The organism is Brenneria nigrifluens DSM 30175 = ATCC 13028 (assembly GCF_005484965.1).
Lineage (GTDB): Bacteria > Pseudomonadota > Gammaproteobacteria > Enterobacterales > Enterobacteriaceae > Brenneria > Brenneria nigrifluens.
Genome location: NZ_CP034036.1, coordinates 4,769,268 through 4,782,788, shown reverse-complemented (window position 1 = coordinate 4,782,788; position 13,521 = coordinate 4,769,268). Strand labels below are relative to the sequence as shown.

Below are 13,521 nucleotides of genomic sequence, written 5' to 3'. Positions count from 1 at the left end.
GCCTCGGCTCAGGCGCTGCGGCGCAGCATTCCCTGTTTTTTCAGCCACACCAGCAGAATGGAGATGGCGGCAGGGGTGATACCGGAAATACGCGAGGCCTGGCCGATCGACGCGGGTTTGTGGTCGTTGAGCTTGGCGATCACCTCATTCGACAATCCGTTAACCTGGCGATAATCAAGCTCGACGGGCAACAGCGTATTCTCGTTACGCTGCTGTTTCTCGATTTCATCCTGCTGGCGGGCGATATAGCCTGCGTATTTGACCTGAATTTCAACCTGCTCGGCGGCCTGTTGGTCGGTCAACGCCGGCGCAAACAGCGGCAGCGCGGTCAGCTGAGCATAGTCCACTTCCGGACGGCGCAGCAGCTCTTCCCCGTTTGCTTCGCGCGACAGCGGCGTTTTCAACAGGCCGTTGACCTGCTCCAACTGCTCGGACTGCGGGTGAATACGAATATCGCGCAGGCGCTGGCGCTCTTTTTCAATGTTTTCCAGCTTTTCGTTAAAGCGCGCCCAGCGGTGGTCGTCCACCATTCCCAGTTCGCGGCCGATCTCCGTCAGACGCAGGTCAGCATTGTCTTCCCGCAGCATCAGGCGGTATTCGGCGCGCGAAGTAAACATCCGATAGGGTTCTTTGGTGCCCAGGGTGCAGAGGTCGTCCACCAGTACGCCGAGATAGGCCTGATCGCGGCGCGGCGCCCAGCCTTCCTGGTCAAAGGCCAGTCGGGCGGCGTTCAGCCCCGCCAGCATCCCCTGCGCCGCGGCCTCTTCGTAGCCGGTGGTGCCGTTAATCTGGCCGGCGAAGAACAGGCCGTGAATAAATTTGCTCTCCAGCGTGGTTTTCAAATCTCGCGGATCGAAGAAATCGTACTCGATGGCATAGCCGGGGCGAACAATGCGCGCATTTTCCATTCCGGTCATCGAACGCACGATTTGCCACTGCACGTCGAACGGCAGGCTGGTCGAAATCCCGTTGGGATAGATCTCATTGCTGGTCAGCCCTTCCGGCTCCAGAAAGATCTGATGCGAATTGCGATCGGCGAAACGCATCACTTTGTCTTCGATCGACGGACAGTAACGCGGGCCGATCCCTTCAATGATCCCGGCATACATCGGGCTGCGATCCAGGTTATTGCGGATCGCCTCATGGGTTTTTTCATTGGTATGGGTGATGTAGCACGGCATCTGCGCCGGATGCTGGCTGACCTGTCCCAGGAAGGAGAATACCGGTATGGGATTGTCGCCGTGCTGCTGCGCCAGTACGCTGAAATCAATGGTTCGGGCGTCGATACGCGGCGGCGTGCCGGTTTTAAGACGATTAACCCGCAGCGGCAGTTCACGCAGACGCCGGGCCAGCGGAATGGAAGGCGGATCGCCGGCGCGTCCGCCGCTGTAGTTATCCAGCCCGATGTGGATCTTGCCGTCGAGGAACGTTCCCACGGTCAGCACCACCGCTTTGGCGCGGAATTTTAACCCCATCTGAGTGACCGCGCCCACCACGCGATCGTTTTCCACGATAAGATCGTCCACCGCCTGTTGGAAGATCGTCAGATTGGGTTGATTTTCCAGCGCGGTGCGCACCGCCTGCCGATAGAGTACGCGATCCGCCTGTGCCCGGGTAGCGCGCACCGCGGGGCCTTTGCTGACGTTTAGTATCCTAAACTGAATGCCGGCCTGGTCGACGGCGCGGGCCATCAACCCTCCCATGGCGTCGATCTCTTTAACCAGATGCCCTTTGCCGATACCGCCGATCGCCGGGTTGCAGGACATCTGTCCCAGCGTGTCGATATTGTGCGTCAGCAAAAGGGTTTGTCGTCCCATGCGTGCCGAAGCCATAGCGGCCTCCGTTCCGGCATGGCCTCCGCCGATCACGATGACGTCAAAAGGATCTGGATAAAACATGGTACTGCTCCTCGCATTGTTGCGAATGGATAGTTGCGAAACGATCGTTGCTTGCCCTGGGGGGGAGGATTCTACTCAACTTTACCCAAACGACCAAGCGTCTTGGATCCTGGCTAATTAAAGAAAGATCTTTTTATTTAAAGATCTCTTTATTAGATCTTCTATTAGGATCGATCCTTTGTGTGGATAAGTGATTATTTATTTTAAAGATCAATATATTAATGACGATCGTTAGCTGTGAATGATCGGTGATCCCGCCGCGTATAAGCTGGGATCTGAATGGCTAGTTATGCACAGGTCAAAAAACAATCCGCGCTTGTTATAGGGATAACTACCGCTTTTACACCTGAATTGAGCATAGTTATACACATTCAAACGCTGAATATTTCGCCTTAATTGAGTAAATTAACCCAGGATCCCAGCCACTCTTCCGCCGGATCCTCGGGAATTTCGTGCTGGGTGATGTCGATCTTCAGAATATCGCCGATCCTTTTGGCGCCGAGCTGGCTTAAGATCCGATCCGCGGTGAGGATCGCGCCGCAAAAGGTATCGTACTCTTTACTGCCTATGCCGATGGCGCCGAAGCGCACCTGGGAGAGATCGGGTTTCTGCCGCTCCAGCTGTTCAAACAGCGGCTGCAGATTATCCGGCAGTTCCCCGGCGCCGTGCGTTGAGGTGACCAGCAGCCATAAACCGCTCTCCGGCAGCTCGTTCAGTTCAGGGCCGTGCAGCATCTCGCAGGAGATATTTTTCTTTTCCAGCAGTTCGGCCAGATGTTCCGCCACATATTCCGCGCTGCCCAAGGTACTGCCGCTAATTAGCGTAATGTCAGCCATACACCATCCCACCTGATAAAAGACGGGACATTGTACGCTGTGATCAGGCTGGGATCTACCTGTGGATAATAGGGGTATAAGAAAACGTATTAAGGCGCGATGGTCCGCATAATGGGGTTTTGCAGCGAGATCAGCGTCTCGGTGGACTGAATTTCATCAATGGTCTGGATCTTGTTGATAAGTACGTCTTGCAGGGAGTCGATCGAGCGGCACATAACCTTAATAAACACGCTGTAATGGCCGGTGGTGTAGTAAGCCTCCACCACCTCTTCCAGATTGTTGAGCTTTTCCAGCGCGGAGGGATAGTCTTTGGCGCTTTTCAAAATGATGCCGATAAAACAGCAGACGTCATAGCCCAGCTGTTTTGGGCTGATATCCAGGCGCGTGCCGATAATGATCCCCGCCTGCTTCATTTTTTCCACCCGCACGTGGATGGTCCCCGGGCTGACGGAAAACTGCTTCGCCAGTTCGGCATAGGGGGTGCGCGCATTGTCCATCAAGGCTGAGAGGATGCCGCGATCGAGATTATCGATCTGATAAATTTCCGCCACGTTTTCTCCTGAAATTTTTATTTACTACCGTTATAAGGCGATGGATTGGCCCTGAAAAGGCTATTAACGTAGAAGATGTTCAGTCAAGAACCCGAGTATTTATACGCTGATTCGGATGGTCCTGTCATCTTTTGGACGGCGGACGATTTTTATCGGAGGAAATGGTTAGCCGTGGCGCCAGCGCCGCATCAGGCGGCTTTTCAGCCCGGTATCGAAGCGCCAGATATGGTCGAAAATACGCATGATGCCGGGTTTGCCGTGATCGGACATCGCTACGGCGTGAAAACGATGCCCTAGCCGTTGCTGGCGCCGTTTAACCTTGTCGACCAGTTCATCGGGCAGGCGCTGGGCGATAAAATCTGAGATCACCACCGCATCGGCGTCATGCCACAGCCACTCGTCCATTTTATCCAGCAATGCCGACAGGCAGGCGCTGAGATCGGTTCCGCCGCGGAATGTCTGGCTGAGAAAGCGCACCGCCTGTTCCAGCCCGTCCGCTGAGGTCAGCTCATAGCGCACTATCCCGGTGGAAAACAGCATGATATAGCAACGGCGCTTGTCCGCCAGGGCGATACGCAGCAGCGCCAGGCAGAAGGCCTTGGCGCTGCGTTCGTTAAATCCCCCCATCGATCCCGAGGTATCGACGCAGACAATAAACGGTCCGCGCGGCTGTTGCTCATTATGCTGGTGGATAACCGGCCGCTCGGCTGCTTTTTCGCTCCAGCTTTCCCCCTGCAAACGGTAGGTGAGCAGACGATGTTCCAACAGGCGGCGATAGAACTCATATTCCAGCTCGCCGATGCCCATGGTCGCCAGCTCCGCCGGTAATAAACGCAGTATATCGTCACTCTGGTGAATGCCGCTGACCTGTTCGGGCACGGTTGCAGGTTCGCGAATCATTACGCGGAATGTTTCTTTGGGCGCATCGTGGCTGAGAATGGATTTTGTTTCCCGGCTGCGCCCCAGACGTTCCGCCAGGCGCTGCAACGCCGGCTGGCGTTGCAGAAAAGCGGCGTAATCCAGCAGGACCTGCTGGTCGCTGCGGATAAGTCGTCCGGCGCTGAGATCCCACAGCCGCCCCGCGGCTTGCTCGTTCTCGGCCAGAATCGGCTCCAGTTTGCCGCTCAGCGTAAGGCGTTGCTGCAATTCGTCCAGCAGCGCCTCCCGCTCCTGTTCCATTATCTGCTGGTGCAGGGAGAGGGTTTGCAGCGTCAGGCTCAGCCGCCAGCGTTGCAGAAACAGGGCGTGCAGGCCGCTGCTGATTTTTTGCCCCAGCTCGGGTTCCGGCTGGTGAATCAGCCGATCGGCCTGGGTCAGAAAGGGGGATTCAACCTGGTTCAACATTTCCATAATGCGCGGCAGGCGGGCGTGAAACGCCTGGCTGTCCGCCGCCTGAGCGCGTTGATAGCAGCCGAATTCGGTTTCCAGCTCCGGCGGCGCCTGAGTATTGTGCAACCGTTGCTTCAGGGCTTCTTTCCAGTCGGGCAGGTCGTTAAGCAGGGCGGATTTCAGGCCAGGGTATTTCTCGAAAAAAACCGCCAGCTGCGGCGTGGCCAGAAGCGTCACCGCCAGTTCGTCCAATAGCGCGTAATAGCGCGTTTTCGTCTATCGACAGCACTATTTCCAGTGATTCCAGCGTGATCATCGGCGCTTAATCCTGCATTGACCGCTGAATTTGTTCGGCCGCCCGCTGCAGGCTGGCTTCAATTTTCGCCAGCCATTCTGCGGGAACAAACAGACAGGGCTGATGCAGACCGAATAATCGCCGCTGTTCGCGCAGTTGAATCGTCAGCTTTTCATATTCATCGGTGAGTTCGGCCGGTAGCGTGCAGTCACGTTTTTCCGGCAGGGAAAGAATGGAAGATTGCAGGCTGATATCGCGGACGGTCAGGTGATGGCGATCGTCCACCGCCAGATCCACAGGCTGAGTAAAACCGATGCCGTTCAGCTTGCCGCGTATTTCCCCCCCTTTGTGGAGCCAGTTTTGCAGCGCGTCTTTATCCATCACCAGATGGCTGACTTCAATATCGTTAAGCACCAACGGCCGCTGCAAAACCAGACTCAGCGTATCCGCGCTCAGCGTTTCCGGCAGGGAATAATGGGATTTGCGCCCCAACCGGTGGCCGTGCCTTTCCACATAAAGCGCCTGTAACTCGCTCTGTTGCAGCTGGTATTGCTGGCGTTGCACGTTCAACTGCTGCAGGCGAAACAGCAGGTTCTTCTGCTGGTAGGCCTGTTCGGTAATCAGCTGTTCGATCTGTTGCTCGACCAGCGTCAAGGTATCGCCGTTATGCCACAGGCAGTCTTTCAGCAGAATGATATCCACCGCGGCGATGGCTTCCCGTCCGCTGAAAAACGCGCACGCCTGAAGTAAACGCAGGGCTTTTTTCCAGCGCCGGTCGGACACGTAAGGGGATTGCGGCAAGGCGTCCAGCCGCTGGCGCAGCTGATAAATCAGCTCAAAACAGTTTTCCGGCAGCGAGACGCGGTCAATATCCTTTTGCCACTGCCGGTACTCTTCATCGCTGACGCTGAGCGCGGCGCTGACGGGGTTGTCGCCCTCGCTGCCGTTATTCGCCAGCAGGGCGCGGAAATTATGTTTTTCCTGCACTCTGTCCAGCCACAGACGAATCAGCATGCGGTCATACAGCGCCTCCAGACTGCTGTCCGCTTCGGGCAGCTCGTTGGAGGCGGTGACCAGAAGACGCATGGGGATGGGGTCTTCGCTATTGCCGTTGCGGAAACGACGTTCGTTAATGGCGGTCAGCAGGGTGTTTAAAATGGCGGGACCGGCTTTCCAGATTTCATCCAGAAAGACAATCTCCGCTTCCGGCAGATAACCCGCGGTTAATCGCTGGTAACGGCCTTCCTCCTTTAACGCCTGAATAGACAACGGGCCGAAGACTTCTTCCGGGGTGGAGAAGCGCGTCATCAGATACTCAAACGCATTCGCGTGGCGAAAAGCGAATTTAATACGTCGGGCGATCATGCTTTTGGCGATCCCCGGCGGACCCAGCAGAAAAACGCTTTCTCCGCTTAGCGCGGCCAGTAAACACAGGCGGATGGCGTGCTGTCGTTCATACAGGCCATGCTCCAGGGCGTCACCGAGGCGTGAAATCCTGTCGGCCAAAGCGGCGGATTGCAGCATAGTTAATCAATCATTCCCATGGTTTCGTCGGCGGAAAAACATCTTTTTCCGCAAAAAAATAGTAATAATAAAAGGCAGATCACAGATTTTTATTAGTAGAGCGTTGCTGATTATTGACCCTTCCCGGTTGGTTAATCAATAAGCCACTTTTTACAGGATGTTTCCCGGACGATATAAAAATAGGTTTTTAGCCGTATTTGTGCATACTGGGCGTTTTTAGGCGAGTGGGCGCGGAAAAATCACTTTCTGCTAACTGGTTGATAAAAGAAGATAAAGTTTATGATCTCAGAACATAAACGTGCGCTTCCGGCCGTTACGCTGGCGGCGATAGGGGTGGTCTATGGCGATATCGGCACCAGTCCGCTTTATACGCTAAGAGAGTGTTTATCCGGGCAGTTTGGCCTTGGCGTCGAACCTGATTCGGTATTTGGTTTTCTTTCTTTAATCTTTTGGTTATTGGTTGTTGTGGTTTCGATTAAGTACCTGACCTATGTAATGCGGGCCGATAACGCCGGCGAGGGGGGGATACTTACGCTGATGTCGTTGGCCGGGCGCAATACTTCTGACCGGATGACCTCGGTGCTGGTGATTATGGGACTGATTGGCGGCAGCTTCTTTTATGGGGAAGTGGTCATTACCCCGGCGATATCGGTAATGTCCGCCATTGAGGGGATGGAAATCGCCGCGCCATCGATGGAACACTATATCGTTCCCCTGTCGATTATGGTTCTGACGCTGCTGTTTATTATTCAAAAACGCGGCACCGGCAGCGTGGGGAAATTGTTCGCCCCGGTGATGCTGGTGTGGTTTGTTACGCTGGCGATCCTCGGGGCGGACAGCATCATCGATAACCCGCAGGTGCTGCGGGCGCTAAATCCGCTGTGGGCCATCCGCTTCTTCGCCGAATACCAAACGGTGTCGTTTTTCGCGTTGGGCGCGGTGGTGCTGGCGATTACCGGCGTGGAGGCGCTGTACGCGGATATGGGGCATTTCGGCAAGTTTCCCATTCGTCTCGCCTGGTTTAGCGTGGTGCTGCCGTCGCTGGTGCTGAACTATTTCGGCCAGGGCGCCTTATTGCTAAAACATCCGGAAGCGATTAAAAACCCCTTCTTTCTGCTGGCGCCCGGTTGGGCGCTGATACCGTTAATGGTGCTGGCCACGCTGGCGACGATCATTGCATCGCAGGCGGTTATTTCCGGGGTGTTTTCACTTACGCGCCAGGCGGTTCGTCTGGGGTATCTTCCGCCGATGCGCATTGTCCACACCTCCGATATGGAATCCGGCCAGATTTATATTCCGGTGGTTAACTGGCTGTTATATATCGCGGTGGTGATAGTGATCGTCAGCTTTGAGCATTCGAGCAGCCTGGCGGCCGCGTATGGCATCGCGGTAACCGGAACCATGGTGTTGACCAGCATCCTGTTCTGTACGGTGGCGATAAAAAACTGGCACTGGCACCGCTATCTGGTTTGGATATTGCTTACCGGGCTGCTGCTTGTCGATGTGCCGATGTTTTTAGCCAACGTGGGGAAAATCCTGTCCGGCGGCTGGCTGCCGCTGATGCTGGGCACGGCGATGTTCGTCATTATGACCACCTGGAAAAGCGAACGCTTCAGGTTGCTGCGCCGCCTGCATGAACACGGCAATTCGCTGGACGCGATGATCGCCTCGCTGGAGAAATCGCCGCCGCTCAGGGTGCCGGGCACGGCTGTTTACCTGTCGCGCGCCACCCACGTTATCCCGTTCGCCCTGTTGCACAACCTGAAACACAACAAGATATTGCACCAACGGGTGGTGCTGCTGACCATGCGTAACGAAGACGCGCCTTATGTGCTCAATGCCCGGCGGGTGACGGTGGAACAGCTTTCGCCAACCTTCTGGCGGGTTATCGCCAACTACGGCTGGCGCGAAACCCCCAACGTGGAAGAGGTGTTTCACCGCTGCTGGCAGGATGGCTTGACCTGCCAGATGATGGAAACCTCGTTTTTTATGTCCAATGAATCGCTGACGATGGGGAAACGCCCCTGGTATCTGCGCATGCGCGGCAAGCTGTTTATGATGCTCAGCCGCAATGCCCTGCGGGCGGGCGATCAGTTTGAAATCCCCCCCAACCGGTTGATTGAGCTTGGTATTCAGGTGGAGATTTAAATCGTTCAACGCGCTGGGAAAGCAGCGCGTCACCAATTTACCGCGACCTTCAGACCCCCTTCCGGCCGATTGGCGAAGGTCGCCCGCATGCCGTGCAGGCGGGCGATATTATTGACAATGGAGATGCCCAAACCGCTGCCGGACTTCTCCTGTCCCGGCGGGCGAAAAAAGCGTTCGCCGACCCGCGCCAATACCGCGTCGTCGATGCCCGGCCCCTCATCGCTAACCTGTATGCATCGCGCCGTGAGCGTCAGCGTTACCGTTCCGCCCTGGTGGCTGTAGCGAATGGCGTTATCAAGCAGATTGCGAATCAGCAGCGTCAGCAGCAACGGGTGCCCCTGGCGAACGATGGGATCTTTCGGCACCTCCAGCTTCAGTTCAATGCCTGCCGCCTGCGCTTTATGGTAATGGTCGATAACCATTTGCTGCAGCAGCGCCTGTAGTTCCACCGGCTGCCGCTCGTCGGCGAACGATTCCGAGTCAAGCCGCGACAGCGTTAACAGCTGATCCACCAGCCGCGCGGCGCGATCGATTCCCTCGTCCAGATTATTCAGGGCATGGCGGCGCACGGGTTCGTCATCGTAAGCCAACTGCGCCAATTCCGTCTGCACCTTCAGCGCGGCCAGCGGGCTGCGTAATTCATGTGCGGCGTCCGCGGTAAAGCGGCGCTCGCGCAGCAGCATCTCGCCGATGCGCACGAACAGGCTGTTAAGTTCATTCACCAGCGGGCGCACTTCCTGCGGAACGGCATGGGTATCCAGCGGGGCGTCGTCCTCCGGCGGACGCCGGCGAAGCTGCGTGGCGAGGCGTTTCAGCGGCGACAGTTCGCGGGAAACCAGCCAGAACATCAACAGCAGCATAACCGGCAGGGCAAACAGCCAGGGCAGGAGGTTGGTTTTTACCAGCCCCAGCGCCATATCCTGACGGTACTCCCACTCCTGGCCTACCACCACCACATAACGATTATCCGCCGTCGCCAGCCATACCATGCGCCACCGGTCGTTATCATCGCGCAGCCTGCCGTTGGTGAAGCCGTTTTGCGCGTAGTCGAAGATAAAATCTTTGCCGTTCTCGCCGTCGTTCAGCGCCATCCGGCCGTCGCGGGTAAAAATGGCGAAGGCCAGCGCGTCGTCCTCCTGTTCCCCGCGCCTTTCGCGCACCAGGCTTTTGGTTTTCGGCAGGGAGGGGGAATCCACCTCGATTTCATCCGGATGCATGGTGGCCAGCCGCTTGGCGAACAGCATCTGCTGGGTATCGAACAGCTCGTTGATATGCTCGCGGGTTTGATGCCACGACAGGATCCCGGCGGCGCCCCAGCAAAGCAGCGTCAGCAGAACAAAACCGGCGATCAGCCGTAAACGCAGGCTGAGGCGCGTCATGGCGCCGCTCCCAGAATATAGCCGACGCCGTGCACCGTGCGGATAAATTCGCTGCCCAGTTTTTTACGCAGGTGGTGAATATGCACTTCCACGGCGTTGCTGGAAACGTCGTCGTCCCATCCGTAGAGCTTTTCTTCCAACTGCGAACGGGTCAGCACCCGCTGGGGGTTCATCAGGAACAGCTCAAGCAGCGCCAGCTCGCGGGATTTAAGCGCCACCGGTTGATTATTGCAGGTAACGGTGCGGGAACCCGGTTCAAGGGATACCGCGCCGTGGGTCAGCGTGGGCTGTAATTGACCGTGCCGGCGGCGGATTAACGCCTGCAGGCGCGCGGCAACTTCCGCCAGAGCAAAAGGTTTGCACAGATAGTCGTCGGCGCCCGACTGCAGGCCGGCAACGCGCTGTTCCAGCGCGTCCCGCGCGGTGAGGATCAATACCGGCTCATCTTGTCCGTCCTTACGCCACTGGCGCAGGATATCCAGCCCGTCTATTTCCGGCAGACTCAAATCAAGGATCGCGGCGTCATAGGGGGCGGCTTGCAGCGCGATCAGCCCGGCTTTGCCCTGCATAAACCAGTCAACGCTAAAGCCCAGCTTAATCAGTCCGGCCTTGATGCCGTCGCCAATCAGACGATCGTCTTCTATCAACAGTATTCTCATCACCGCCCACCCTATTTGTATACAATGATGTTATACGGTTTAACGCGCCGGATTGACAACCGGAAAAACCATAAACGGGTGGTGATCCACAGGATTAATAAATATAAGAGAAACTGAACTATACTTAAGATTCTGTTAAGAACATTTTGTTTAACTCGTCGCGTCAGACAAACAACGCGCAGTTTTACTGCACGACGACAAGAGATAAATAAGGAAAAGATGCTATGAAAAAGACAGCCGCTGTATTTGCTATCGCTGCGTTATGTTCCGCGCCGGTTTTCGCCGCCCAAAGCGGCGGAGGATTTTTGGACCCGAACGCCAAAACGACGCAACATCAGCCTGCCCAGGGCGGGTTTTCAAACCCTAACGGCAGCGTAACCACGGTAGCAAAAGCGAAAGATCTGAAAGATGACAGCTGGGTGACGCTGCGCGGCAACATCGAGCAGCGCGTCGGCGATGAGGATTATCTGTTCCGAGACGAGACGGGCACCATCACGGTTGAAATCGATGATAAATACTGGAACGGACAGACCATATCGCCGCAGGACAAAGTTGAACTGCAAGGCGAGCTCGACAAGGGCTTTAACTCGGCCGAGCTGGATGTCAAACAGGTGAAGAAAATCCAGTAATCGCCCGCTGATGCCCATCGTTTAAAAATCGGCAAACGGGGGATAAGGGAACCCATTCCCTGTTTCCCCTGATGCTTCGCCAACGCTTTCCATTTGATGCAACCTTTTCAGATTATTGACAAATTTCGTTATTAAGGAGAGCGTGGCGAGGGGCCGAGTATCTCAAGCTTACAGACTACTCTATAAATAATCTCGTCCGGCATTCGCCGTTTTATTTTCCCGCCAACGAAACGTTTCGATAACGATCACATTTTTGTAATCTTCTCTTTGCCTTTCCGCGTTATCTCTTTCTACAATCATCACCAGCGAAACGTTTCGCTGGCGAGATAAAGAACATGAAAAAAGCGGTATTACTACATTCTGAGGTTTCTGCGCTTATTTCCCGGCTGGGGCATACCGATCGGCTGGTTATCGGCGACGCCGGTTTACCTATCCCCGATACCACTACCCGTATCGATCTGGCGTTAACCCACAACGTGCCGACTTTTTTACAGGTGGTTGCGGCGGTAACCAGCGAGATGCAGGTCGAAGCGGCGATCCTGGCGCAGGAAATTATCGAAAAAAATCCACAACTTCATAAAGCGTTACTTGATCAGTTGAAACAACTTGAGCTGAACCAGGGAAACTCCATTGAAGTGCATTATGTCAGTCATGAAGATTTTAAGATCCAAAGCGGAAAAAGCCGGGCGGTCATTCGCAGCGGGGAATGTTCCCCGTATGCCAATGTCATCCTTTGCGCCGGCGTAACGTTCTGAGGAATCGATGCAACCTTTACTGCAACTGCAAGGAATCAATAAGGCGTTTCCCGGCGTTAAGGCGCTTTCCGGCGCCGCATTGAACGTTTACCCGGGGAAAGTCATGGCGCTGGTGGGGGAGAATGGCGCCGGCAAGTCCACCATGATGAAGGTGTTGACCGGCATCTATAACAAAGACGCCGGCAGCGTGCGTTTTCTGGGAAACGAAGTGGATTTCAGCGGTCCCAAAGCCTCCCAGGAAGCGGGGATCGGCATTATCCATCAGGAGCTTAACCTGATCCCCCAACTGACGATCGCGGAAAACATCTTTCTCGGCCGTGAATTTACCAACCGTTTTGGCCGCATCGACTGGAAAAAGATGTATCAGGAAGCGGACAAACTGCTGAAGCGGCTTAATCTGCGCTATGACAGCCGGCGCACGGTGGCGGAACTGTCGATTGGCGATCAGCAAATGGTGGAAATCGCCAAGGTGCTGAGCTTTGAATCGAAAGTCATCATTATGGATGAACCCACCGATGCTTTGACCGATACCGAAACCGCGTCGTTATTCAGCGTAATTAAAGAGCTACAGGCCGAGGGGCGCGGCATTGTCTATATTTCCCACCGTCTGAAAGAAATTTTCGAAATATGCGACGACGTCACCGTGTTCCGCGACGGTCAGTTTATCGGCGAACGCACGGTCAGTGAGCTGCAGGAAGAACGGCTGATTGAAATGATGGTGGGGCGCAAGCTTGAAGAGCAATATCCGCGCCTGAACCAGGCGCCGGGAGCGGTTCGCCTGCTGGTGAAAAATCTTTCCGGGCCGGGCGTGGATGACGTCAGCTTTACCGTACGCAAAGGGGAAATTCTTGGCGTGGCGGGGCTGATGGGCGCCGGACGCACCGAGTTGATGAAGATCCTTTACGGCGCGCTGCCGCGCACGGCGGGCTACGTGGCGCTGGACGGCCGCGAAGTGGTAACCCGCAGGCCGCAGGATGGCCTGGCGAACGGCATTGTTTATATTTCCGAAGACCGCAAACGCGACGGGCTGGTATTAGGCATGTCGGTTAAAGAGAACATGTCGTTAACCGCGCTGCGCTACTTCAGCCGTCGCGGCGGGCGGCTTAAGCATCCCGAAGAGCAGCTGGCGGTGGGCGATTTTATCCGTCTGTTCAATATCAAAACCCCGTCCATGGAACAGCCTATCGGGCTGCTGTCCGGCGGGAATCAGCAAAAAGTCGCCATCGCCCGCGGCTTGATGACCCGCCCTAACGTACTGATTCTCGATGAGCCGACGCGCGGGGTCGACGTGGGAGCGAAGAAAGAAATTTATCAGTTAATCAATCAGTTCAAACAAGAAGGGCTGAGCATCATACTGGTGTCGTCCGAAATGCCCGAAGTATTGGGAATGAGCGATCGCGTAATCGTGATGCACGAAGGTCGTTTAAGCGGTGAATTTTCCATTGAGCAAGCTACCCAGGAAGCGCTGATGGCCGCGGCCGTTGGTAAGCAATACGGCGTAAAGCAGGAGTAAGTCAG

The 13,521-nt window shown here is 55.6% G+C and carries 10 protein-coding genes and 1 pseudogene; 4 read left to right on the top strand and 7 right to left on the bottom strand.

Translation table 11 applies throughout. The annotated features are described in order from the left end of the window. Positions 1-8: 8 nt before the first annotated feature. The 5 genes and pseudogenes from mnmG to ravA all read right to left on the bottom strand — a co-directional run bounded on the left by mnmG (position 9) and on the right by ravA (position 6,433). The gene (gene mnmG / locus EH206_RS22450; protein WP_009115047.1) at positions 9-1,898 is read right to left on the bottom strand and encodes a tRNA uridine-5-carboxymethylaminomethyl(34) synthesis enzyme MnmG; all 1,890 of its coding nucleotides are present in this window, start codon (positions 1,896-1,898) and stop codon (positions 9-11) included. Between the two features lie 392 nt (positions 1,899-2,290). Beyond that, positions 2,291-2,734, bottom strand: coding sequence for an FMN-binding protein MioC (gene mioC, locus EH206_RS22445; protein WP_009115046.1), 444 nt, complete (start codon positions 2,732-2,734; stop codon positions 2,291-2,293). 89 nt (positions 2,735-2,823) lie between these two features. Continuing rightward, entirely contained in the window at positions 2,824-3,231 is a 408-nt protein-coding gene (asnC, locus tag EH206_RS22440; protein WP_232216620.1) for a transcriptional regulator AsnC, read from the bottom strand. 219 nt (positions 3,232-3,450) lie between these two features. Beyond that, positions 3,451-4,930 (bottom strand): annotated as a pseudogene (gene viaA / locus EH206_RS22435) (ATPase RavA stimulator ViaA). Between the two features lie 6 nt (positions 4,931-4,936). Continuing rightward, positions 4,937-6,433, bottom strand: a complete 1,497-nt coding sequence (gene ravA, locus EH206_RS22430) for an ATPase RavA (RefSeq protein ID WP_009115043.1) — start codon at positions 6,431-6,433, stop codon at positions 4,937-4,939. 279 nt (positions 6,434-6,712) lie between these two features. Between ravA and kup the strand changes: the two genes are divergently transcribed. After that, on the top strand, positions 6,713-8,581 hold the full coding sequence (gene kup, locus EH206_RS22425) for a low affinity potassium transporter Kup (protein WP_009115042.1): 1,869 nt from the start codon (positions 6,713-6,715) through the stop codon (positions 8,579-8,581). 29 nt (positions 8,582-8,610) lie between these two features. Here kup and qseC read toward each other — a convergent pair whose 3' ends face one another. Together qseC and qseB are read right to left on the bottom strand one after the other, a co-directional pair. Then, positions 8,611-9,960: a quorum sensing histidine kinase QseC gene (qseC, locus tag EH206_RS22420; RefSeq protein ID WP_009115041.1), complete on the bottom strand. Its 1,350-nt coding sequence runs from the start codon at positions 9,958-9,960 to the stop codon at positions 8,611-8,613. Next, a complete protein-coding gene (gene qseB / locus EH206_RS22415) occupies positions 9,957-10,619 on the bottom strand; it encodes a quorum sensing response regulator transcription factor QseB (RefSeq protein ID WP_009115040.1) in 663 nt (220 codons plus the stop codon). Before qseB ends, qseC begins: the two co-directional genes overlap by 4 nt. A 224-nt stretch (positions 10,620-10,843) precedes the next feature. Here qseB and EH206_RS22410 point away from each other — a divergent pair, with 224 nt between their 5' ends. The 3 genes from EH206_RS22410 (at position 10,844) to rbsA (ending at position 13,516) form a co-directional block, all read left to right on the top strand. Then, complete coding sequence (locus EH206_RS22410; protein ID WP_009115039.1) at positions 10,844-11,248, top strand: YgiW/YdeI family stress tolerance OB fold protein; 405 nt, start codon at positions 10,844-10,846, stop codon at positions 11,246-11,248. Positions 11,249-11,583: 335 nt separating this feature from the next. Further along, the gene (gene rbsD / locus EH206_RS22405; protein WP_009115038.1) at positions 11,584-12,003 is read left to right on the top strand and encodes a D-ribose pyranase; all 420 of its coding nucleotides are present in this window, start codon (positions 11,584-11,586) and stop codon (positions 12,001-12,003) included. A gap of 7 nt (positions 12,004-12,010) precedes the next feature. Further along, positions 12,011-13,516, top strand: a complete 1,506-nt coding sequence (gene rbsA, locus EH206_RS22400) for a ribose ABC transporter ATP-binding protein RbsA (RefSeq protein ID WP_009115037.1) — start codon at positions 12,011-12,013, stop codon at positions 13,514-13,516. The last annotated feature ends 5 nt before the right edge of the window (positions 13,517-13,521 follow it).

Bases quoted from the DNA above. Each gene is read 5' to 3' on its own strand.
- asnC (WP_232216620.1), bottom strand. From the start codon at position 3,231: ATGGACAATGCGCGCACCCCCTATGCCGAACTGGCGAAGCAGTTTTCC.
- EH206_RS22410 (WP_009115039.1), top strand. From the start codon at position 10,844: ATGAAAAAGACAGCCGCTGTATTTGCTATCGCTGCGTTATGTTCCGCG.
- mnmG (WP_009115047.1), bottom strand. From the start codon at position 1,898: ATGTTTTATCCAGATCCTTTTGACGTCATCGTGATCGGCGGAGGCCAT.
- kup (WP_009115042.1), top strand. From the start codon at position 6,713: ATGATCTCAGAACATAAACGTGCGCTTCCGGCCGTTACGCTGGCGGCG.
- ravA (WP_009115043.1), bottom strand. From the start codon at position 6,433: ATGCTGCAATCCGCCGCTTTGGCCGACAGGATTTCACGCCTCGGTGAC.
- rbsA (WP_009115037.1), top strand. From the start codon at position 12,011: ATGCAACCTTTACTGCAACTGCAAGGAATCAATAAGGCGTTTCCCGGC.
- qseB (WP_009115040.1), bottom strand. From the start codon at position 10,619: ATGAGAATACTGTTGATAGAAGACGATCGTCTGATTGGCGACGGCATC.
- rbsD (WP_009115038.1), top strand. From the start codon at position 11,584: ATGAAAAAAGCGGTATTACTACATTCTGAGGTTTCTGCGCTTATTTCC.
- mioC (WP_009115046.1), bottom strand. From the start codon at position 2,734: ATGGCTGACATTACGCTAATTAGCGGCAGTACCTTGGGCAGCGCGGAA.
- qseC (WP_009115041.1), bottom strand. From the start codon at position 9,960: ATGACGCGCCTCAGCCTGCGTTTACGGCTGATCGCCGGTTTTGTTCTG.